Below are 24528 nucleotides of genomic sequence, written 5' to 3' on the forward strand. Positions count from 1 at the left end.
CCGGGATCGACTCAAGCCGGCTCCTCCACTTCAGCATCCGGCTGGGTCTGCAACGGCAGGAACAAGGTGATGCACGTGCCGAGGCCATCGATGCCTTCGCCGACGCTCAAACGCCCGCCATGTGCGCCGACCATGCCTTGGCAGATCGCCAGCCCAAGGCCGGTGCCCTGCCCGCCCCGGTCGCCACGTGCTGCGGTGTAGAACATGTCGAAAATCTTGGCGCGCTCGTCCTCGGGAATCCCCGGGCCTTCATCGCTGACCGAGAAAAACAGCTCGCTGTCGATCACGCCCGCCGCCACGCGCAAACGACCACCGAGCGGCGAGAAGCGCGCGGCGTTTTCCAGCACATTGACCAGCGCCTGCTCGATCAGCGCGGCATGCACGTACAGCAGCGGAAGCGCATCGGCGACCTGAACACTGACCTGCAACGGCGTCATGACCGCACGCAAACGGTTGAGGGCGCTGCCGACAATGTCGGCCGGCGACACCCAGTCACGGGCCAGTTTCAATGCGCCGTGCCCCAGACGGGTCATGTCCAGCAGGTTCTGGATATAGCGGTCCAGACGCTCGGCCTCATCGCGCGTGCCCTCAAGCAGCTCACGGCGGTCCTGCAGCGGGATGGCCTCGCCCAGCGCCAGCAGGCTGTCGATGCTGCCGCGCATGGACGTCAGCGGCGTGCGCAGGTCGTGGGAAACCGAGGCCAGCAAGGCACTGCGCAGTTGTTCGGTTTCGCCGTGCAGGCGAGCGGCCTCCAGCTCCTCGGCCAGTTGCGCTCGCGCCAGCGCCTGGGCCAACGGCTGGGTCAGCGCCGCCAGCAAGCGGCGATGCTGCGCCGTGAACGACTGACCTTTGCGCGCTGTGACGCCGAGCAGCGCCAGCGGTCCTTCTTCAGCGGTGATCGGCCACCACCACCATTGGCCTGACGGCAAGGTGCCGGTGCCACTGCCCGCCGGTTGCTCGTGCTGCCAGGCCCAGTCGGCGGCGGCGCGTTCGGCCTCGGTGAAGGTCAGCGGCCCGCCGGTTTCGACGGTCCAGCCGCCCTGCGCGTCGCGGTCCAGCAGGCAGAGCTTCAATTCTTTCCAGCCACTGAAATGCTGTTCTGCCGCGTGGAATACGGCCTTGCTGTCAGTGGCGGCCGTCATCTTGCGGGACAGGTCCAGCAACTCGCTGGTCTGTTCCTGGGTATCGCGCAATGCCTGCAACTGCCGACGCTGACGTGCCGCCAGTTTGCCGGTCAGTGCCGACATCAGCAGAAAAAACATCAGGGTCAACACGTCTTCATTGCGCTGAATGCTTAGCGAGAAACTGGGCGGAATGAACAGAAAGTCGTAAGCCAGAAACGACAACCCGGCGCAGGCCAAGGCCGGCCCCATGCTGCTGCGTACTGCCACCAACAGCACTGCCGCGAGAAAGATCAATGAAATATTGGGCAACGCCAGCACGCCCGAGACACCCCACGCCACCAGACTGGCCAGTACGGTCGCGATCAGCGCCAGGCCGTAGTCGAACCACACCACCTCGCGCAGCGGCCGGGCGCGTGGGGGCTGATCAGGCTGCTGTTCGCTGTCATCCAGCACGCAGACTTCCAGACCGTGACCTTCGCGCAGCAGCCTGGCGGCGACACCGCCCCCGAACAGACGCCGATGCCAATGCCGGTGCGACTGGCCGACCAGCACCACGTTGGCCCGACGCTCCACCGCATGCTGGATCAGGGTCCTGGCCACTTCTCCGGCGCGCAGGGAAACCACTTCACCGCCCAGCCGCTCAGCCAGTTGCTGGGCCGCTTGCAACCGCGCGCGCGACTGTTCGTCCAGCGTCTGCCCGTCATCGACATGCACGGCGCTCCACGGCAGGTGGCGACGCTGTGCGACCCGGCTGGCATGACGCACCAGACGCTCGGCCTGCACATCCCCGTCGATGCCTACCAGCAGACGACCGCGCACCGCCGGAGCGGCCTGCCCCAGTTGCCGATAACCCTGCGCCAGATCGTTATCGACCTGAGTCGCAGCGGTCTGCATGGCCAGCTCGCGCAGCGCACTGAGGTTGGTGGGGGTGAAGAACGCATCGATGGCCGCACGTGCCTGTTCCGGCACGTAGACCTTGCCCTCGCGCAGCCGCTCCAGCAGTTCGCGGGGCGGCAGGTCGATCAGGATCAGGTCGAAGGCTTCCTGCAACACCCAGTCCGGCAGCGTTTCGCGCACCTGCACGCCGGTGATGCCGCGCACCTGATCATTGAGGCTTTCCAGGTGCTGAACGTTGACGGTGGTGTAGACGTCGATACCCGCAGCCAGCAACTCCTGAATGTCCTGCCAGCGCTTGGCGTGACGACTGCCGGGCGCGTTGCTGTGCGCCAGCTCATCGACCAGCACCAGACTCGGCGCGGCCTTGAGCAAGGCGTCCAGGTCCATTTCTTCCAGCGTCATGCCACGGTACTCACTGCGCAACAGCGGCTGTTGCGGCAAGCCGTTGAGCAACGCTTCGGTTTCCGCGCGGCCGTGAGTTTCCACAACGCCCGCCATGACGTTCACGCCCTGGCGCAACTGCTTGTGACCGGCCTGCAGCATGGCGTAGGTCTTGCCCACACCCGGCGCTGCGCCCAGAAAAACCTTCAGCCGCCCTCGGCCGTCGCGGGGCAATTGAGCCAGTAATGCGTCTGCTCGACCGGAATCACTCACGTTGGGTATCACTCTCTTTCGGTGTGGCCAGGGCGCCGCGGACTATCATGACGGCCGGAAAAATGTCGTTCTCTCTGACACCGCGCGGCTTAACAGTAGACACATGACCGTGGGAAGCGGCTTTCCGGCGATCAAGCCGGCATGGTGAGTCAGACGAACCGTGTCATCGCTCATCGCCGGCAAGCCGCCTCCCACAGTACGCGGCGCGCATTATGTCAGCGAATGTTACAGCTGCGCGCTGTTTTGTGCAGACGGTAACTGATTCAGGCCCATATTCAAGGTCAATACGTTGACCACAGGCGGGCCGATCAACGGACGCTGTGTGTTGGCATCGATCAACGCCTGAACCTTACCCAACGGCAACTGCCGTGCGCTAGCCACGCGCGCGGCCTGCCAGGCTGCGGCTTCGGGCGACAGGTGCGGATCAAGACCGCTGCCGGAGGTGGTCAGCAACGCCAGTGGCACGGGTCCTTGGCCAGCTATCGCCAGTTTGGCGGCATCTTCGGTAACACGGGTCACCAGCGCCGGGTTGCTGGGCGCAAAGTTGCTGGCACCACTGGCAACGGTCGCGAAAGCACCGGCCGAAGGACGCGGCTGGAACCACTCATCGCCGGTAAACGCCTGGGCGATCAGTTCCGATCCGCGCACCTTGCCGTCCTTGTCATACAGCAGGCTGCCATTGGCCTGCGCCGGGAAGGCCACTTGCGCGACACCGGTCACGACCAGCGGATAGGCCACACCGGTGATCAGGCTCATCAATACGATCAGGCTCAGGGCCGGACGCAATACATTCGACATCTTGCACATCCTCAATCAGGTGAAGCTGCACACCGACCGGCGTGCAGCTCAGGGCTCAACTCAAACCAGGCCAAGCACGACCAGCAGCATGTCAATCGCCTTGATCCCCACGAACGGCACGAAGATGCCGCCCACGCCATAGATCAGCAGGTTGCGACGCAGCAGGTGCGCAGCACTGGCCGCCTGCACACGCACGCCACGCAGGGCCAGCGGAATCAGCACCACGATGATCAGGGCGTTGAAGATGATCGCCGACAGAATCGCGCTCTGCGGGCTGGCCAGTTGCATGACGTTGAGCACGCCCAGTTGCGGGTAGATCGCAGCGAACAATGCGGGCAGTACGGCGAAGTATTTGGCCACGTCATTGGCGATCGAGAACGTGGTCAGCGCACCGCGTGTCACCAGCAACTGTTTGCCGATGTGCACCACGTCCAACAGCTTGGTGGGGTCGCTGTCCAGATCAACCATGTTGGCCGCTTCACGAGCGGCCTGCGTGCCGTCGTTCATCGCCATACCGACGTCAGCCTGCGCCAGTGCCGGAGCATCGTTGGCGCCATCGCCGCACATGGCGACCAGACGACCTTCGCCCTGCTCCTGACGAATCCGCTCCAGTTTCTTCTCGGGTGTGGCTTCAGCCAGCACGTCATCCACGCCCGCCTCTGCTGCAATCGCCGCCGCCGTCAACGGGTTGTCGCCCGTCACCATCACCGTGCGGATACCCAGCTTGCGCAGTTCTTCGAAACGCTCGCGAATACCCGGCTTGACCACGTCCTTGAGGTGAATCGCGCCCAGCAGGCGACCATTGGCGCACACCAGCAGCGGCGTACCGCCGGTCTTGGCGATCTTGTCGACTTCACGAGCCAAGGGGGCAGGCAAATCGCTGCGTTGCAGGTTGATGAACGCCAGCAGCGAGTCCACCGCGCCCTTGCGGTACACATGGCCTTGATAGTCGACGCCGGACAAGCGGGTGTCGGCGCTGAACGGCACGGCAGTCACCGAACCCAGTGTCGGCTCGTTCATCGGGTGCAGGTTGCGCAGGAACTCGACGATGGATTTGCCTTCGGCGGTGTCGTCGGCCAACGAAGCCAGCAAAGCGCCCTCGCCCAACTCTTTGGGTGTCACGCCGGGAGCTGCGTAAACAGCAGCGCAACGACGGTTGCCAAAGGTAATGGTGCCGGTCTTGTCGAGCAGCAACACGTGCACGTCACCGGCCGCTTCCACAGCGCGACCGGACTTGGCGATCACGTTGAGGCGCACCAGCCGGTCCATACCGGCGATACCGATAGCCGACAACAGGCCACCGATGGTGGTCGGAATCAGCGTCACCAGCAGCGCGACCAGAAACACCAGCGGCAGGCTGCCACCGGCGAAGTGGGCGAACGGCTGCAGGGTGATGACCACCAGCAGGAAGATCAGGGTCAGGCCGATCAGCAGGATATCCAGCGCCACTTCGTTCGGGGTTTTCTGACGCTTGGCACCTTCCACCAGCGCAATCATGCGGTCCAGGGTCGACTCGCCAGGGTTGGCGCTGATGCGCACCAGCAGCCAGTCGGACACCAGTCGCGTGTTGCCGGTGACAGCCGAACGGTCGCCGCCGGACTCGCGAATCACGGGTGCGGACTCACCGGTAATCGCCGCCTCGTTGACCGCTGCGATGCCTTCAATGACCTCACCGTCGCCGGGAATCATCTCGCCGGCTTCGACGCGCACCACATCGCCCTTGCGCAACTCGCTGGCGTTGATCGTGCGCAGGCTGCCGTTTTCGTCGCGGATGCGCGCCTTGAGCCCTTCGCTGCCGGCCTTGAGGCTGTCGGCCCGCGCCTTGCCACGGCCTTCGGCCAGCGCTTCGGCGAAGTTGGCGAACAGCACGGTGAACCAAAGCCATAGCGCGATCTGTACCGCGACCGAGGTCGATACCTGCGGGTCGGGAATAAAGCACAGCACCGTGGTCAGGATGGCCGTCAGTTCCACCACCAGCATGACCGGCGAACGCTTGAGCAGACGCGGGTCCAGCTTGACGAACGCCTGCACCAGCGCCGGACGCCATAAGGCCGAGAGCCCCGTTTTGGCGGTGGTTTGAGCGGCTTGGGATTCCGCCTGTTTGGCAGAAGAAATAGGCATATTCATGTTCGGTTCCTCAGAAACCCAGGCTCAAGTGTTCGGCAATCGGACCCAGTGCCAGGGTTGGCAGAAAGGTCAGGCCACCGACCAGCAGAATGGTCACAGTCAGCAGGGTGACAAACAGCAGGCCGTGGGTCGGGAAGCTGTTCTGGCCCTGCGGCACGCTCTTCTTCATCGCCAGGCTGCCCGCCAGGGCAAGGACCGGCAGAATGTAGCCAAAACGGCCGATGAAGAGCCCCACGCTGAGCATCAGGTTATGGAACGTGGTGTTGGCGCTGAAACCACCGAACGCCGAGCCGTTGTTGGCCGTGGCCGAGGTATAGGCGTAGATCAACTGACTGAAGCCGTGCGGGCCGGGGTTGCTGATAGCACCCGCAGGACCCGGCAGGCTGGCCGCGATGGCACCCAGTACCAGCACGCCGACCGGCATTACCAGAAGCGTCGCGACCAGCAGCCGCACTTCCTGAGCCTGCAGCTTCTTGCCCAGGTATTCCGGCGTACGCCCGATCATCAGACCTGCCAGAAACACGGCGATCAGCACGTTCAGCAGCATGCCGTTGAGGCCCACACCGACGCCGCCGAAGATCACTTCGCCGACCATCATGTTGACCAGCGCGACCATGCCCGACAGCGGGTTGAGGCTGTCATGCATGCCGTTGACCGAGCCATTGGACGCCGCCGTGGTCGCCACCGACCAGACCACGGTACCCGTGGTGCCGAAGCGGGTTTCCTTGCCCTCAAGCGGCGCGGTCTGTTCTACACCTGCCAGGTTCAGCGCCGGGTTGGGCTGGTACTCGGCCCACAGCGAGACTGCGCCGCCGATCAACAGCAACGCCAGCATGCAACCGAGAATCGCGCGGCTCTGGCGCATGTCCTTGACGTAATGACCGAAGGTGAACACCAGCGCAGCCGGGATCAGCAGGATCGAGACCAGTTCAAACAGGTTGCTCCAGGCGGTCGGGTTTTCGAACGGGTGCGCCGAGTTGACACCGAAGAAGCCGCCGCCGTTAGTGCCCAACTGTTTGATTGCGATCTGACTCGCAGCAGGTCCCATCGGCAAGCTCTGGTCGGCGCCTTGCAACGTCAACGCGTCGATGTAATGCGCGAAGCTTTGCGGCACGCCCTGCCAGACCAGAAATACCGCCAGCACGATGCTGATCGGCAGCAGGCCGTACAGGGTGGCGCGGGTCATGTCGGCCCAGAAGTTGCCCAGGCTGTTGGAAGAACGACGGCTGATGCCTCGGCACAACGCGACCAGCACGGCCAGGCCAGTGGCGGCGCTGACGAAATTCTGCACAGTCAGACCCACCATCTGGCTCAGGTAGCTGAGTGACGCTTCGCCACTGTAGGCCTGCCAGTTGGTGTTGGTGACAAAACTCATGGTGGTGTTGAACGCCAGCGACCACTCCATGCCCGGCAATTGCTGCGGGTTGAGTGGCAGCACGCCCTGTAACAGCAGGATCGCGAACAGCACAACAAAGCCTGCCAGATTGAACGCCAGCAAGGCCCAGGCGTACTGTTTCCAGGACTGTTCCACAAGCGGATCGACGCCGGATATCCGGTAGCAGGCCCGTTCCACAGGCCCCAGTACCGGGCTGAGCCAGGTTCGCTCGCCTTCCATCACCCGATAGTAGAATCGTCCAAGCCAGGGTGCAGGCAACAGCAACAGCACCAGAAAGGCCAGGATCAACAGATAGTCATAACTGTGCATGGCCGCTCCTAGTTCTGGTCGGCGCGCAGCAGCGCCACCAACAGATAGATGAACAGCCCGACTCCCATTAATAGAGAGATACCATCCATAACGCTCATTGCAATTTCCCCATGATCAGGCCACGTCGATTACCGAGATGGCCGCGTAATGGCATTGTCAGGATCATGGGCGTAAAGGAACGAGAGCGAGGCCTGCTCTGTGGCGTAAAAAAGCCGTAAAGATCGCGTATTTTCTCAATCCGGACTGCGATTTCTGACAGGTTTCAGACTGTGAGCGAGGCGTTATGGTGGCGATGTACGAAACTGGACAAGGAGAAGTCCGCGATGAAACATCAAAACTACAGTCGGAACGACGCAGCCGAAGCTGTGAGTCCTTCGCCGCTGAAAACAACAGCGACCCGGGTAGTTCTGACTCCCAAGGAGCAGGAAGTCATGCACTGGATTGCACTGGGTAAATCCGCCTGGGAGATTTCCCGGATTCAAGGCCGCAGCGAAGCGGTCGTGAATTTTCATGCTTGCAACATTCGCCGCAAGTTCGGAGTCAGCTCGATGCGCGCGGCGCTCGTGATGGCGCTGGACCAGGGAGGCGTATTTTCGAGGTGACCGTTGACGGCTAAGGCGGTTTTGCAGCATCGCTTGTCAAGACTGATCAGACCGGGCATGAATGTGAGTATTCATGCCCGGCCTGAAAGCGCGTCAACGCTCGGTTCAATCGCTGGCTCCGTTTTTCTCCAACGACTGCCCAAGCGAATCATCATCCGTCAGGGTCTGACCCGTCACACTGTCTGGCGGATCATTATCAGGTTGCGCACCAAAGGACTCGGCGCTGATCTGGACCAGACGACCCAACGCGTCATACTCCAGGGTACGGCTGGCCTCATCAAGAATCAGATTGCCGTCCGCGTCGTATTCCAGTCTGATCTCGGGCGGATAATCTGCATGGGTGTTTGTAACGCGGCTCAACTGCACCGGATCAATGCCTTCGTAAAAATAGCGGGCCCGATTAAAACCGCCGTCAAAGTAGGTCATGACCAGGGTCAGGTTGTCCAACCCATCGAAACTGAAAAGCTGTCGGGTGATGACTTTGCCATACGGGTCTGTCGGGCATTGTGGCCCACTGCAATCGTACTGGGTCAGACGGCCGCGCAAGTCATAATCATAGAGTTCCTCGCGTAGCAGGAGTGCCCCTTCATACAGCCTGCGTTCGATCATGTCATCGTCATCGCCATACACCTGCTCCAGATGCTGTTCAACGCCATCCAGGTCAAAACTGCGGAGAATTTCGCGCCCCATATCGTCGTACTCAAGGCGTGTAACAACCCGCTGGCCGGCGGCACTGTCCGTTGTGGTGATGCTGGCGGTGCGCCCAAGGGCATCATAGGTGAACGTCGCAGACGTGGTTCCCAGCTCAGTCGACTCCAGTTGTCCGGCAGCGTTGTACCTGTAGGCCTGCTCCTGGTTCAGTACATCGGTGTAGGCCAGCAGGCGACCGAGTCGGCTGTGACTGTATTGCATGCTGTATTCAAGACCGTTGGACACGCGCTGTTCGCTTTTCAGCTCACCCGTGCTGTAGTACTCGCGATCCAGTTGCTCGCCCTCTTCCAGCGAGTGCCTCAGACGCGCGTTGCGCGGATCGTACTCATAGCTGGCAGTGGTTCCAGGCAACGTGCGCTGCAACGGCTCACTGCACAACTGCAGACGGTATTCGTAGCTGATGGCCTGCCCGCTGGGCGTCATGACTGACCTGGGTTGCAACTGGCCCGGGTCGTAGGTCATGGAACGCTCACGTCCGCCGGTAACGGTCTTGATCTTGCGATCCAGGCCGTCGAACACCTGCTCGCCGAGGATCGAGAGTTTACCGTTGTGTTCAACACTGATTTGCGTCGGCAGGTCTTGCGTGCTGTGACTGGCAAAACTGCGGCGCACGATGGCGCCGTCCGGCAGGGTGGTTTCGATGAGCCGGTCGAAAGCGTCGTAGGCGAACAACGTGAGCCGTTCCCGGTCCGCAAAGCCGACAATCTCTTCAGCGCTGCGGCCCAGCCCGTCGTAATGAAACTGGCTTTGGCTGACGACCTCCCCAGCCTGATCACGTCGTACCTGGCGGGTCGGCTTGTCGAACAGATTCAGCCAGGTTTCGCTCTCTCCGCTCTTGACGCCATTGCCTTCAGTCCAGCTGAGCTGGATGCGCCCCATGGACTGCGCGGTGCCGATCGGGTCGGTGACCTCAACGCTGCGCACACCATCCGGGCCGACGAAGCAACGTTGCTCTCCCCAATCGTCGTATTCATAGGTGCGGGTCAGCGGCCACATATCCTCTGCCAACCAGTCGTATTCGGTTTCCTCGACCAGTTGCCCCCAAGGGTCGTAAAGGGCCTTGTAGGTCTGACGCGGCAGCGCGGCCCGCTCGGCAATGGGGTTATCCGCATCGTCACGCTCCTCATAAACCACACGCTGCAGACCGTCCAGACGGCTGAGAGTCTTCACGTCCTTGACGTCGAACATGACCTGCTCGGCGTGCTCGCCAATGTTGGCACACAACGAGTACTCATAACGGCGGGCGGCCTCGAAGTCGGTGCCTGGCGCCACGGTTTCACTCAGGACACGCCGCAGCCGATCATAGGTGTAACGGATTTCGACATCGTTGTCGTCCCGGTTGAGAAGCGGTTCGCCATTGAGCAACGAATGCTCCAGGGTGACCACTTTGCGAGCGTTGTCGAAACCAGTGACGGTCTGCACCGTGCGCTGCACACTCTCACCGAAGATCGGGCTGACCTCTACGCTGTAGACGTAGTCTGTGGTCGTGCTCAGGCCGCCCATGACCAGCGTTTCCTGACGAACACGGCCGTGCTGAAACGCATCGTCGGGGGTGTTTATGTGCTCGTAGTCCGTGGCGTGCAACTCCTGTCGGGTGCTTTGAATCCGCTTGTCCAGAATGGCGCTGAGCTCGTCTGCAATAAGGTGCACATCTCGACGGGTGCCGTTCGCGCCCTTCAGCAGCACGCGCAGCAAGTCGTTCAGCATGCTCCGTGATCTGCGTTCGCTGTCAGGAAGCTGTTTTATCAGTGTGCCGACCCGTTCGCTAGCAGCCTGGCGCAGCGCGTTCAAACTGCCTGACGCCGGCATCAGCAAAAGATCGATGAACGCGCGCACTTCGTACTCGAACGCAGGCACGTCAGCGAGGGGGATCTGCGTCAGGGTTTCGCTCTGCAAGACCAGCCAGTCTTTGCTCTGACTGCCTGCGATGGCCGGCAGCGTTGTGTAGCGATAGCGTGTGCTGAGCGTTGGCGCCTGCCCGTAAGCGGAAATTGCAGGGGTGACGGTATGCAGCTTGAGGCTGCGGACAAACCCTTCAGGGTCGGGTGGGCAACCGTCCTCGCCGCTGGCGGAATACCACTCGCGGCTTTCGGTTACGCCGTTGGCCAAGGTCTGCGCAATCAGATTTCCGTGGATGTCATAGGTACTCTTGACCGACTCGCTGCGCTGCGCCCTCACGCCCCTTGCATCTTCCGCGCCCAGCCAGGTGGTGATGACCTCGCTGGGCAACTGGCACTGGTTAGGCTGCCTGTCAAAGGGTACGTCTGGCTGGATGGGATAAACGGTTTCCACTCGTTTGACCGCACCGTTCTGAGTCGTCGTTTCGCTGGTGAGCAGATGGAACTGATTGAAGACGCGCTGGATGGTGCGCACAGTCGAGCCAAAGACGTGCAGTGCCTCTGTGCTGACATAGTCATAACCGTCAGCGCCCAGATAGCGGTAAAGATTGTCGAGGCCGTTGTCTTCCCAGGCGATGTCGAGGCCTGCACCCAGGAAATTATGGTTTCGCCCCTGGCCATCGCTGTACGTGTATTGAACATCCACCTGGGGCTGACCCGCCCCCGGATCCGCAAGGTGGCGAGTGACCCTGGGCAGCGCGTTACGCCCGGCCTTGACCGGAAAGACATGACCGCTGTCCTGATAAAAGACGTCTTCATGCCCGCCCGCCGGCGTGTCTACACTGACGATGCACATGTGATCACGGATCCGGCTGTATCCAAAACGCCAGGACGCCGCGTTGTCGGTGGGCAATTCAATGCGTCTGACATCGTGCTCCGAGCCCTCCAGTATCATGACGAACTCGGCATCTGCACCTTGCGCCGCGTACAGACGGAAACGGACCGATGTGTCGTTACGCTCGATGTCGAGCAGGGTCTGCCCTGAATCATCTGTGACCTTACTGAGTCGTGGGTAAACCCCGAATGTCGCGTAATTCAGGGTCAGGCCATGACCTTCGGGCGCAACCACGCGTCTGGGCAATGCGACCCTGTTACCGGTGCTGCCCTGCATTTCAAGCTCCTCGACGAGGCCCGACTTGTGAACCACCCGGAAGTGGTCACTGTCCTGTCTGTAGAAATGGAAGCTGTCGATTTTCTTCTCCGACATCAACAACTCGTCGCCTGAGGTACCGTCGACCTTGAAGGTTTCGCCACTGCTCAGAGAAATGACCTGGTTGCCGGACGTGTACTGGGACAAGTGAAGATTCCAGCCCAGGCCAAAGCCACTGTCCTGAGTGTTGAGCGGGTTGTAATTGAGGACCAGCGGCAGTCCGGGGCCGCGCAGCCCATTGGTTTTGACATCGGGCAACGTAATGGAGATCGTGTACTGCCCGGTCCGCGGGTCGACGCCGCCCGTCAGGAAACTCATGAAATTGAAAGCATTGGAGTGCACGGAAGTTGATGTGGCCATCGTTAAAGTCCTTTTCAACGGTTAGACATTCAGAGCCGTTCAGTTCACGGGAGGGCGTTGTTTACCCTCCGTACCTCCCGCGTCGAGCGGCGGCAACCCAGACGGTATGACTCGTACGCACGACAACTTCCCCGGGGTGTCGTCCCCGTCGGGTCTAATGCTTTCGACCAGCACACCACGACTGTAAATAGCCCCGTCCTGCTCATTTCTGAGCGCGTCAATGCTCAGCCACGGGGTGGTCAGCGGGTCAATATAGGTTCTTATTTTGAAGACCCACCCCCCCTCTTCATCACAATCCCGGCTTTCAAACACGATGAGCATGGCCGAGCGAACATTGTCCAGTTTGAAAAACCTCATTTCGTCATTTTCACAGTCATGGTTACCTTTATTCAGGTAGACATCCTGTGCGTCAGCGGGAAACGAGCAACTGCTGCCGCCCCCCGTATTTGTCTCGGCCAAATGTATATTGCGGACGGGCGCGCCACTGGGGGCATTCACCGCCTCGGAAGCATGAAGTATCTCAACGCCTGTAAGGCCGGCAAAGCCCAGGCAGGCGAGTGTTTTTGTCAACGCATTCATTTTGAGACTCCTGTCATTCAATTCCTGATGTACGTCGTGAGTCGGGCACGCTAGAGCCGAGTGACCATCAGCCGGTTTCGCCGGCCCATGATGGACTCTGCGAGAAAACTGATCATCAGTTTATGAGGATTGCCTAGCGTGTCGATCAACAAGACCCTGATGAAAGCGGGGAGTTTTTCACGCGCGGGGTCGAGGGGCGCTTTATACGGCACAACGTCCGAACGATGCAGGCTGATGTACAGAGTACCGGGCGCGACCGGGTACTCGTTTTTAATGGGAATGTCCAAAGACTCCACCCCCTCCAGCACGCCCTTGAGGTTCTCATCAAAACGGATTTTTTTCTGACTCATACTCTCCGCGCTGTCCGGCTCGAATATATGGCCGGTCCAACTGAACATCCGTTCAGCCAGTTGTTCACTTTCCCAAAGAATCATTGAGGTATTTACGGTATCTTCTAACGTGGGCAAAAACGTCAGCCTCTCCATATAGGCCACCTTGCCAGTCAAAGGGTATTTGACACCCAAACCCCAGTAATCGATCGTGTGCAAATGGAAATCGAACGGGTCGTCCTGGGTCTCATCCGCGGGCGGTAAGGGCGATGGGTCTGCCGGCCCCCCGTCAATGCGTTTGACGGTGAACGAGTAGTGTTCGTTGTCGAAAGCAGGCAAGGATCGAGGTGTGATGGTTATCCTGCTGTTCAGGTCTCCAAGCTGAAGCGAGGTTCTATCCGTATCGATGTGATCGGCGAAGCGGGCGTAGAACGGGGTGACTACCCCTGCCTCGTCCCGAGTGATTAAATAGAAATCCTGGGTTTTGATCTGGGACTCCGCCAACGTCTCAGTCTCTGAGGGTGTCGCCGCTTGCGCCAGCTCGAACCGATTTCTACTCTTTGGGACGCGCCATAGCTGGGCATCGTCCTCAGGCAGGCCCTCAAACTCAGGGCTCAGGAATGGGACATCCTGACCGGATTCCTCGTCCACCAGTCGCATCCTTGCCTCTTCTTCGGCGCTAATTGAGGTACCCTCCTCATTGACTGGCATGGTCAAGGTCTTGATTTTAAACGCTAGTTGTTGATAGCCGTTTCGGTACATCTCACCCTTGCGCTCGTCGTCGGCGCCGCCCGGCACGGTGACGGTAAAGAGCGACAGCTCCGTCCATACAGGTGCTTCAGGACCTTCGATCAATTCAATAACGCTGTAGCCAGACGCCAGAACGATGCCGTTATTGACGATCTCGCAGGTCACGACACTGGTGGAGCCAACCCAATCTTGCGTGGGGGGGGTAAATAATCCTTGAGCATCCACGCTGCCAGGGCCGCTGCAGACCGTCCAGCGCCTTGGAAGGTCAGGCAGCAGCGAAACATCCTCACGCAGTTGTACCGGCACATTTCCAGCGGTCCAGGACACCTGATCACGCTCGATACGCAGCATTTGCTGGCCGTTGGCAACTAACACGGTCACCCGCTTTTTCTCGCTGCCCTGGGCCTCTATCTGTTGTGCGACAAGCGCTCTGTTGCCAGACCGCGCATCAGGCGCGAACACTGTTCCCTGCCCGCTGTCGCTTAGTTCGCCATAGAGTTCCCCACGCAGCGCCCAGCTCACCGTACTGCCGTCCAGCGTGGAGCCTTTCAATAGCACAGGCTGCAACTGAGTGTCGCCAGCGACCACCGTCATCTGCGGTGCCACCTCCATGCTCAGGGGCACAACATTCAGCAATGCCGAAACAGCCAGCGTGTTGCCTGCGTCCTCATAGCTTGCGGTGACCACCACACGCAAGGAATCGCGCCCAATGAGTGCCGGGCTCACTGCGGTGTAAAGGCCACTGGCATCGATGCTGCCATGCCCGGCTGAGGTGTGACTTTGCAGGCTTTGCGCCTCCCAGCTCAGTGCCGGGATTTCCTGGCCCAGGCTGTCGTGCAGGGCAAAACGCTGAGTCTGTCCCGCTTTGATCGTCGAGAACAACGGCGTGACGGAAGGCTGCTCTGAGCGAAGTGTGCCGAAGACTGCAAGATCACCCACCCTGTGCTCTTCGCTCGCACAGAATGCGTAGAAGCCGGCGGTACGAAAGCTGTCGGGCAGCGCCAGACGATCCTGTGCGTCAGCAGGCAGCGCATCCGGGGAAAGCACCAGAGTCACTGCTGACTTTTCCCGAAGGTTGGGGCGCAGGTCATCGGGAATCAGGTAGGGGAAATCATCAGACGGCGGAAAACGTCCTTCGGTACGGTCGCCACGCAGCCTGATGAACAACACCAACGCCCCGTCACCATAGTTGCCGGCACCTTTGATCTGCGCACCGGGCGCGCTTTGGGTGAAGACCCGGAAGCTGACAGGAGACTGAGCGTGGCCACCACGCAGGTCCAGCCCTGTCAGTAAAAAGACCCCACGATGCACGGGAATGGACTTGAATTCTGCCTCGAAAAACCCAGCGAAACGCTTGTTTGCCGCCTCATCATTCCCACCAAGGTTGCAGGTAAAATCAGACGCTTTTGCCAGATTCAACGTGACGTAACCGTTGCTTTCGAGCAGCCTTACCTTCATCTGCACGACAACCCCCATTGGCTCGGTGATTTTGAAGGTGCCCGACACCGTCGGCACGCCGCCCCGAGGCTTGTGCATGGCGCTGTAACGCCCTGCCACGATGTTCATCTGCACCGTCACCTCAGGGCCAGTCCCGATAAAAGCCACGCTGGGTACACCCAGCACGGCCTGCTTCAGCCGCACGCTGTCGACGTTACGATCATCCAGAGGCACATCACCGGTGAACAGTGGCAGGAACGTAAGGTTCTGGTGGCGCTCGACATATTGCTGTTCGATCTGACGATTGATGTCAGCCCGGCTGATCGCAGCGACCGCGCCCCAGCCTTCGGTGAGGGGGCTTTCGCTCATGCGTGAGACAAGCTGAGCCCTGGAATAGGGCCTGACCGTCGTTTTCAGTGCCTGGAGCATGGCAGAGGAGCTCGCCAGAGGCAGCGGCAGAATGATATGACCTTCGAACCAGGTTTCGAAAATATCGTCGTAAAATCGTGCAAAGATCACCACCAGACGCTCATGAGTGTCCGGGCTGCTGGTGTAGATGCCGTTGGCGTCGACCTTGCCCGGCATTGCATCCGGCAAACTCCACTCGACCCCGGGAAGGACATTTCCGTTGACCACGGCCTGCAGACGGACTTGTCCTTGAGGCAAGTCATCGTCGACGATACCGACCGTCAGCAGTGCCGCTTGCTGACGGACCAGCACCCAAATAAACCCGGTGCTCTGGCCATCGCTTACCGTGATCCTGTCGAGCACGTACGTCTGGTTCGGTACTTTCGGCCCTGCGACGTAGATCATGCCGTGTTCGGAGTCGGGATCAGGCTTCAGGCTTCCGCTTCCTGGCCCGTCCTTGATCGTCCACTCCAGAGCACTTGCGGTCACACTGCCCGCCGAAAGCTTCACTTGCGCACCGTAGCTGCACACCTCGATCAGCGGGTTGACGCTGATTTGAGTGGCTTGCACCGTTATCAACGCGGTGCTGTTCTGCCCACTCAGAGGGTCACTGGCGGTGATCAGCACGCGCTGATAATCCTGAGCCATTGCCTGCGAGTCGGGTGCCTTGTAAACACCCTGTGCGCTGACAGACCCCGGGCTGCTGTCACCACTGCCTGGCGCATTCGCAACGCTCCACACAAGGTCTGCACGAGCGGGCTCGGTGGTCATCTGGACACTGGCACCGGCCATGACCAACGACTGCTGTTCTGCGATGACGAATGCTGACGCGCCAGGGCCGACCTGACCGAACACGGCCAGGTCATGGGGTAATGCTCTGAGCTGAAGCTGCAGGTTTTGGCGGCTGCCCAGGTTGAGATGAGTCAGAAAACGTTCGTAGCCTTTGGACTGCAGTGTCCGGCTCAGCCCCTCAAGCAAGGCGCGCTTGACGGTGTAGGCCACAAAACCACTCGCTTGTTGTGCGACTTCAGCCGGAACGTTTGCCAACTGGCCGACTGCAGGGCTGACCTCATCGTCATGAAGATAGGGTGCGTAAAGTTGCCCTTCCAGGCCCTGCCCATCAGAGCCTGCAGAGGCCAGATAAAACTCATGCTTGAGATTGACATCGAAGGTGGCCGTCTCTGCCTGCCACTCAGTGCCGCCCAGCGCTCGGTAACGAAAAGCCAGCGTGCACGGGAAATGCCAGTTTTGCGTGGCTTGTAAGTAATCGAAATCGATGGTCAGGGGCTGCCGTGCGCTGACAGCCGGGACGCTGAACCTGTCTGCTTCAAACTCCAGATCCTCTGTCTGATAACGGCTGGCGGCGACCTCGAAAGTACCCGCCTTAGCAACCATCTGTGCCAGCGGCTTCTCGGCCGGAACAATGAATTCAAATTGAGACGTTTTGAACATTTCCATGACAGCATGACCAAACGCGGCACGATGAAGTGCATGGGTCGAGATCACAGTGGTCGCTGAATACTGAGCGTCCGCGTCATTGGGGATCAGGTAACGGAAATCTGCACTGGCGTCCGGAAAACCACCGGTCGCGCCGTGCTCCAGCGTCGTGAACAACAGCAAGGCACCTTTTCTTGACGCCGAATTCGTCTGATCGCCCTGGGCCTCGGGACTCTCGAGCTGGGCCCGCACATCAATTCTGCGCACTCTGAACAACGGGTTGCTGTCATCGGAGAACACGCCCAGCTGGATCGTCGGAGCTGCACTGCCAGCCCCCTGCAATGCTTGCTGAAAAACCTCACCCGCCTTTCGTTGCTCGGTCAATGTACCGGGGAACTCCAGCAAGAAGTTTTCGCCCTGAGCAGGGTCTACCACCAATTGCATATCCCTGCTGCCCAGCTCCAGATCGAGCTTGAGTCGAAGCGCGTCGGAAGGGCCGTGGGCGGCCATTCTGAGGATGTAATTCTGGTTTTGAACCGTCTCCATGACCGCGTGAGTTCCCCCCATTACGCCCAGCGCCAATGCCAGCGGCGGGCTTTCAAGCGAGCTGTGTTCAAATGTCAACGCGGGCGCGCCAAGCACGAAACCCGAGAAAAAATGGGAAACGTTCGTATCGGGAATGGTAAAGCTGGCGTCGGGTACTGGCTGTGCCTGACCCTGGCTTATACCCAGCGTATGCGCCTCCTCCATCAGCGTGTTGACCGTGTCGCCGTCCAGCGCGACCAACGCGTCCCAGCCTCTCATGCGGGTCGTATTCTTCATCCATGCCAGCAGACTTTCTGCCGAGTAACCAGCCATGACATCACCTCCTGTGATACCGATATATTCAACCTGACTTGCGTTCAGGTTATTTTGATCCGCTTGCTTCAACCTGCCCTGTCGCAGGCTATGTAGCGAGGGGCAACGGCAAAATGATATGCCCCTCCATCGTCCCGAGTTGTGGGTGCACGTATGCCGCGAAAATCAATACGAAGCGCTGCGCTGTTGGCGACTTGACGGTGTAAAGACCGTTGCCATCGATAGCACCGGGACCGTTCAGTGCGATCGACCAGGCGACCGGATAGGGTTTGCTGTTGATCAGAGCCTGCAGTTGAACCTGGCCCGACGACGCAGAGCCGACGGTGGTGATAACCACCGCTGGTGGTTTCATCCGGACCAGCACCCACGCCGATGCGAAGGCTTCGTAAAAGGTACTGAAGGCTAATATTTCGTCCAGTACATAGGTTTTTTTGGGGTCTACGATCACCCTGGCCTGGTAGGTCTGGTCGCCGTCAGGCAGCGAGCTGGGTTTCAGCGTGCCACTCTGACCAAACACCGGCTTGTTGATCCACCATCCCAGGTGTACATCTTGTAATCCACCGCCAGCCAGTTCCACTGACTCCCCGTTATCGCAGACCTGGATCAACGGATTAATAGTCAACGGATGGGCCATTACGGTGACCAGCGCCGAGCTGCGGTAGCCGGACAACCGCCCAGTGGCCGTGACTCTGACTCGAATGAACGCTTCGGCAAATGAACCTGCCTTCGGGGCGAAGTACTTCCCATACGTGCTGATAGAACCGCGATCCCCGGAGTCGCCGTCGCCAGGCAGGTTTTCGATGCTCCAGTCCACCGATTGCTCTGACGGATCGATGTCAAACTCATGATAGGTATCGACCCCAATCACTATTTCAAGCGGACTGATCGCAAAATGAGTCGTGACTCGACTGACCACCCCAAACGCGGCTATGTCACGGGGTGCATGCAACGCATCAGGCACAATGGTCTGGCCGAAATTCAGGCTGATATTTTCGCGAATAAATGAGCCCAACGAAACGCCGGCACTGAGTTCTTGGTGCAGCAGTGCCTCTAGCCGTGGCCCGACCCGGTCTCGATCCCAAAAGCTAATACTCACACCTAGTGGTAGTATCACCGGAAGTAAGTGGTTGCCGCCCGGCGGCAACCCGTCCGGAAATTCCAACTCTCCGTGTGTGTAGCTGACATTAAACGTCGGCTTGATGACCAGGTCATTTTTTTCTTCCACCAACTGGTAGGTGCAGGTCACCTCGAACTGAACCTCTTGTAGCCCAATAATTGTCGGGTAATTAGCATTTTCCAGGTCAATGAAAGCCCCCTCCTTTTTCTTGCCCTTCCAGGTCGCAACAGCACTGTTGGCGCTTGTCCGCGTTATCGTCAGAGCATTCGGGCCATCGACCTCAAAGTTGACACCCGACCTATTAACTTTGGGCTTTATCTCTACGCCGTTGATCACTTTCGAAGGCATATATTTAGTAGCAGTCGCAATGTTGACGGTACCTTGGGTCGCAACGGCTTTGGTGATCCTGCCGTAGGCATCCTTGGTGTACGTAAACCCTCCACGTTCAATAATTGAAGAAAACTCCGTCACTAGCATCTCGATCAACGGCAGCGCCTTATACGTCTGCTCGTGCTCGAACAACACCGCGGCCGAGTAGTTCTTGTACGGGTTGTCCGGGATCAGATACCGGTATTCGGCGGGCACGTCTCCGCCTTCCTCACTACCTTCCAGGCGAATGAAAACCAGCACGGCGCCGTCACCGTAGTTCACCTCACGCGAATCGCGCGGAGCCTGAGGGTCCGCCTGCGTCCGCATCCTGAACGATTGAGCGCGCAGTGAATCTTCACTGCCCGCCCGGATGACGCCCAGCGTCCAGATGCGCTTATCATCCGGGAGCGCGTTGAAAAGATCCTTGAAAAAATCACCGCCCAGTTTTCGTTCACGTTCTGTGTTGGCGAATGTGAGAATGAAATTATCGCTTTACCTCAAATCAAGTCGCACTCGGCCATCGACGTCGACGATGCCAGGGACCTCGTCCAGGCTCAAGTCAAGTGTCAGCCTGGGTCCTTGAAGGGGATCGATACAGATCAGCCTTTCAACGCTCCAAATGTCGACGTCCTTGCTCAGCGTGAGTTGAGTTCCACCCAGCATCGCACACGTCAATGTCGCGTGTGAATTGCCTAAATCATCATTAGTAAAGGCCAGACGGGGTGCGTCAAGAATGAAGTTATCAAGGACTTCCTTCCACAGATCTCCAGCGATCGGGACCTCGCCGCTTATCGGTGGCAGATAACTATTCAACGAAAAGCGATGGATATACTCCTGCATCAGCAAGGCATTGAGTTTGCCCCGTGCGAGGGCTGCAATAGCCCCCCAGCCCCACATCACGTTGTTGCTGGCGTCCTTCATCCAGTCGAGGATGTTTGCCACCGAGTTGCCTGCAGACACCACGGGTGCGCTTGCTGCCGCTGCCGGCGTGCCTGAGGGTGGAAGGTATCGACGGCTTGCAGGAGCCGCCATGAGCGCCAGCTCTTGCGGGAACTGCTGTAACGGCAGCGGCAGGATGATATGCCCTTCAAGGTTGCCGAAAATGTCGTCAGGCAGCGTGGCAAAGACCAGCGCAAAGGACTCTTGGAAAACCTCAGGCTCGGTATAAAGACCGTCGTCGTCAATGGAGCCTGTGCCGCCCACCGGTAGCGTCCAGTCTGCTTTCACCACAATGCCGTTGAAAACAGCCTGCAACTGGATCCGCCCTGCAGATACCTCGGGACTCGCCAATGGCTTGACTGTCAGAGCTGGCGGGTGGTTGACCACCAGGACCCATGCCGAGCGGCTGCCAAGTGCATTGGTAATGTTCACTTCGTCCAGCACGTAGGTGGCGTCGACTGCCTCAGGGCGTGCGACGTACGTATGATCGCCATCGGGTAATGTGCTGGGTTTGAGCGTGCCACCCTGCCCTGGCACAGTAGGGCGCACCGACCATTGCAAGGGTTTATCGCCCAGGGCCTGTGCGGCCAGCTCGACAGTTCCATTCACTTCGCAGAGTTGAATAACGGGGCTGATGCTGAGCTGACTGACCACCACAGTCACCAGCGCAGCACTGACGTGACCGGTTGCGCTGTGCGTGGCAACCACTCGAACGCGCACACCTGTGCCACTGATCGAGCCGACTGAAGGCGCCTGATACAGACCGGAACTTTTGTTGATACTTCCGATGCCCTCTGCGCTGCCGTTCAAGCTATCCAGCGACCAGACCAGACCCTGCACGCTTGGCGTGACGCTGAACTGCTGGCTGCTGCCAGGGGCGATAACCGTTTGCAGCGGACTGACTAAAAAATGAGTCAGGGCGGGGTGGATACGGCCAAACACGGCCACATCACGAGGAGAATGAAGGCTGTCGCTTTCGATGATCTGGTCAAAGCCCAGCTTGATATTTTTATCCAGAAAGTCTTCAGTGCCTTGGGAGGCGGACAATGTCTCGTCAAGCACAGGATCGAGACTACCGCTGACATGGCCCAGCATCATATTTTGGTACGTCACCGTAATCGCCATGATGATGGTCTCGATGAGGAATTGGATCACATCACTCCAATCGGTTTTTTCACCGGAGCCTTGAGCAACATCAAAGTACGTTTTTTCGATCGTATAAGCGGTTCTGTGCCACTCCATATCGATGAGTTCATAAGTAGCCTCCAATGCAAGGCCCAATTCAAACGGAAAGGTGAGGTCACCTTCATCGAGCTTATAACTCACGTTAACGGGCGACCTGACAGCCCAATTGATCAGCACTTTCTGAGTGGCAACACTGAATACGAAGCGGTGTTCCGCATCGGGCATGAGCGCCATTTCATGAACGGTGATGACGGTGATTTCACCTGTCTCAAGGTCCGTTTCTTCAATTATCAGTTGCGGTACGGTCAGTTTTCCGGACATCAGCGTCGCTTGCGATATGGCTCCCGCTCCATCGTAACGGAAGTAAAACGGAGGGCTGCCGAAGCCCCTGCCGATCTGCATCAGCAGTGCCTTCGGCATAATCTGACCATCAAACAGCACGGTAGCCGAGTAGTTCTTGCCGGCATCATCGGGAATGAAATACGGGTAGCCTGCGGGGATTGTGCTGCCGACTCCCTCCCCCTGCATGCTGATGCAGGCCAGAATGGCCCCATCATCGGCCGCTGAATGGCTTGACCCAGGGGCGACCAGGGCCTGAAGAGTAAAGGCTTGCGGCTTCATCAGGCCGGTGGTTTCGCCCTCATCCGCTTCAATCCTGCCCAACACGAAAACCCGTTGCTCCTCCGGCAGATCGGTGAACGCTTTCTTGAAGATATCCCCTATCAGCCGTTGCTCGTCTTCTGTTCCTGCATGGGTGAGCTTGAAATCATTACTGTTCTGCAGATCAAGCATGATGCGCCCATCGACATCCACCTGTCCGGGTGCCTTGGTCAGGTCCACATCCAGCACTAACCTTGGACCCAGCAAAGGATTGACCTCCTTGATAGTGCGGACCTGCCAGTTGCCCGAGTTGAGCGTCAGGGTCATCCAGGTTCCGCCCACGACGCTGCAACTCAACGTCGCCTGATCAGTGTCCGAATCGGCGCTTTCGAACGACAGCCGCGGAGCATCCAGCAGGAAGCCGTGAATGGCGTCTCGTTGTTTGCCTGCAATGGTGTCCACTGCACCGCCAACAGGGGGTAGCCAGGCGCTCTCGGTAAGACGGGCAATACAATGCTGAGCCAACAGGTCATTGACCTGTTTTCTGCTCAGAATCGCGATAGCGCCCCATCCGTGCATGACGTCGTTCTGCCCATCCTTCATCCAGGCCAGCAGGCTTTCCAGTGAATTGCCATCCATGGCAAACGCTCCTTCTCTTTAAACAGATAAAATTGATCGAATCAGTCAAGGACGTCGAAGTTGATACGCGGAAATACCACATAACTTGTCCCATCATCGAAGCTCACTTCCACGGTCACTTCGTTGACTGACGGGCTGCTCTCGCTCAGTTTGTCCAACTGTGCCAGAAACACTTTTGGAAAGATCACAGGCACTATTCTGGCTGTGAGCTCCGCTGCGGTAACAGGCTCTGCGGCACCTGTGCGCAGATCGAACCGTTGAGTCTGGCCATTGACAAAGCCACTTGCCCTGATCCGTACACGTTGCCCCTTTGCCATGTAAATCCATGCCGCCAGGTCCAGCCCTGCCCCCTCTTCCGGCACCCTGGCAAGCGATATTTTCCCATCCGTGACCTTTGGACGCATGATCTGAATCGTCGGCCAGCCGGTTTTGATGCCCCTGACCTCAAGGTCATAAACCCTTGATGTCCCAGGCAACTCCCCGGCGGGGGTGACCTTGTAATACACGTCCACACGTTTACCCATATTGGCGGGCACAGCGGCAGCTGGAATGAAAAACTGTTTGGGATCGCTATCAGAGGGTTCGGCGATAAAGCTACCGGTACTGCCATGGCCATCCCAGTGCATTTGCACCTGATCATCAGCACCAATGACCGCAGTGTCCGGAATCCGGACAGTGATACCTCCAGCCAGCGTCTCAGCAAAGATGTGCCCCTGAACGTTGTCTCCGACAGCACCGTCGAAGGAGGCCCCATCAATCTCGGGAGGTGGCAGATTGAGGGGCCTGCGCAACACGAGCGCACGAGGCAATGAGCTGCCGGCAGCACCAGGTCGAGCGTACTGATACATCAGCTCGATTTCCTTGCCGTTATTGTCCATCAGCCATTCGTAGGCGAGCCTGAACTCCAGCACACCGCTGTCGAGCGTGGAAAGGTCAGCATGCAGCGACTTCACCACCCGGTTTTCACTGGTGGCGTACACCACAATGTCATCATTGGCCTGAAGACCTGGGTATGGTGCTACCAACAGCCTGATACCCTGCGGATAGGCACCTGGGTCCAGTGAACCCCCATTGAAATCCTTGATAGTCAGCGCAGGCAACAGAGGCGTCGAGGAACTGTCGATGTCGAACTTCTGAACAGGCGACTGTGTCGAGGGCGTTAACGAGGGGGCGGCGTATTCGATGCGGTAGCTTATCTCGACGAAACCTTTATCGATTATCTGCAACTCGTTGGACCCGATGCTCCATTCCAGGGGCGTGCCCACCTGTTTCTCCGACACGACTTGAGACCGTACCAGGGAATCAAACGGGTCATCCGGCCCAAAATAGCGGTCCAGGGTCAGCGTCACCTTGTCTCCTGCGCGCATGGCCTGATAGGGCAATGTCACAATCAGAATCTGAGGGACGTCCAGCATCATCGCGTCAATAAAAAGGCCCTGAGATTCCTTGCACTGCGGCACAGCCAGACCTTGTTTTGCAATCGGGCGTTTGCCCACAAAAAAGAAAACGCGCAATGACTCCTGTAAGCCGTCCGGCTGGCTGTCGTCCAACAGGCGGTAGGAATAAAACACCCAGCCCTGGTCGAGCTTGCGGAGCAGGTCATTTTTAATCTCCACCTTCACGCCTTCGGGTGGAGGTTTGCCGGCATCAATCAGGTCGTCAAAGAAATCCACCACGTCGCCGTTGGTCGCGCAGCCGCGCCAATTGGGGTAGAAAGCGTCGCCTTCCTGGAGATCCGGGACATAGGTCACCAGCGGATTTGCACCTAACAGGTCAAGGTCAATGTAGTTCTGCGGCTGCTTCAAATCCGGAACCTTGGGTGGTGGTAAAACTCTGGCCATAACGATCGCTCCTG

12 protein-coding genes are annotated in these 24528 nt (G+C 59.0%); 1 reads left to right on the top strand and 11 read right to left on the bottom strand.

Annotation, left to right across the window (positions count from 1 at the left end):
* Window positions 1-11 precede the first annotated feature (11 nt).
* The 5 genes from H8S56_RS04230 to kdpF form a co-directional block, all read right to left on the bottom strand.
* Window positions 12-2675 carry a sensor histidine kinase gene (locus tag H8S56_RS04230; protein ID WP_024686145.1) on the bottom strand — a complete coding sequence of 888 codons (2664 nt, stop codon included), beginning with the start codon at window positions 2673-2675 and terminating at the stop codon, window positions 12-14.
* Between the two features lie 225 nt (window positions 2676-2900).
* Window positions 2901-3473: a potassium-transporting ATPase subunit KdpC gene (kdpC, locus tag H8S56_RS04235; protein WP_187517945.1), complete on the bottom strand. Its 573-nt coding sequence runs from the start codon at window positions 3471-3473 to the stop codon at window positions 2901-2903.
* A 60-nt stretch (window positions 3474-3533) separates the two neighbouring features.
* Window positions 3534-5600: a potassium-transporting ATPase subunit KdpB gene (kdpB, locus tag H8S56_RS04240; RefSeq protein ID WP_024686143.1), complete on the bottom strand. Its 2067-nt coding sequence runs from the start codon at window positions 5598-5600 to the stop codon at window positions 3534-3536.
* Window positions 5601-5610: 10 nt separating this feature from the next.
* A complete protein-coding gene (gene kdpA / locus H8S56_RS04245) occupies window positions 5611-7305 on the bottom strand; it encodes a potassium-transporting ATPase subunit KdpA (RefSeq protein WP_187517946.1) in 1695 nt (564 codons plus the stop codon).
* An 8-nt stretch (window positions 7306-7313) separates the two neighbouring features.
* On the bottom strand, window positions 7314-7403 hold the full coding sequence (kdpF, locus tag H8S56_RS04250) for a K(+)-transporting ATPase subunit F (RefSeq protein WP_004882540.1): 90 nt from the start codon (window positions 7401-7403) through the stop codon (window positions 7314-7316).
* Between the two features lie 225 nt (window positions 7404-7628).
* Here kdpF and H8S56_RS04255 point away from each other — a divergent pair, with 225 nt between their 5' ends.
* Window positions 7629-7907, top strand: coding sequence for a response regulator transcription factor (locus H8S56_RS04255; protein WP_024686141.1), 279 nt, complete (start codon window positions 7629-7631; stop codon window positions 7905-7907).
* Between the two features lie 105 nt (window positions 7908-8012).
* Here the strand turns inward: H8S56_RS04255 and H8S56_RS04260 are convergent, their stop codons facing one another.
* From H8S56_RS04260 to H8S56_RS04285, 6 genes are all read right to left on the bottom strand, one after another.
* Window positions 8013-12026 (bottom strand): RHS repeat domain-containing protein, encoded by a 4014-nt coding sequence (locus H8S56_RS04260; RefSeq protein WP_235986731.1) that lies wholly within the window; start codon window positions 12024-12026, stop codon window positions 8013-8015.
* A 39-nt stretch (window positions 12027-12065) separates the two neighbouring features.
* Complete coding sequence (locus H8S56_RS04265) at window positions 12066-12605, bottom strand: hypothetical protein (RefSeq protein WP_235986732.1); 540 nt, start codon at window positions 12603-12605, stop codon at window positions 12066-12068.
* 50 nt (window positions 12606-12655) lie between these two features.
* On the bottom strand, window positions 12656-17824 hold the full coding sequence (locus H8S56_RS04270) for a hypothetical protein (protein WP_187517947.1): 5169 nt from the start codon (window positions 17822-17824) through the stop codon (window positions 12656-12658).
* A gap of 88 nt (window positions 17825-17912) precedes the next feature.
* Window positions 17913-19592 (bottom strand): hypothetical protein, encoded by a 1680-nt coding sequence (locus H8S56_RS04275; protein WP_187517948.1) that lies wholly within the window; start codon window positions 19590-19592, stop codon window positions 17913-17915.
* Window positions 19593-19802: 210 nt separating this feature from the next.
* Window positions 19803-22673: a hypothetical protein gene (locus H8S56_RS04280; protein WP_187517949.1), complete on the bottom strand. Its 2871-nt coding sequence runs from the start codon at window positions 22671-22673 to the stop codon at window positions 19803-19805.
* Between the two features lie 41 nt (window positions 22674-22714).
* Entirely contained in the window at window positions 22715-24514 is a 1800-nt protein-coding gene (locus H8S56_RS04285) for a hypothetical protein (protein ID WP_187517950.1), read from the bottom strand.
* Window positions 24515-24528: the final 14 nt, after the last annotated feature.

It is taken from the genome of Pseudomonas triticifolii (assembly GCF_014358015.1).
In the GTDB taxonomy this organism is placed as follows: Bacteria; Pseudomonadota; Gammaproteobacteria; order Pseudomonadales; family Pseudomonadaceae; genus Aquipseudomonas; species Aquipseudomonas triticifolii.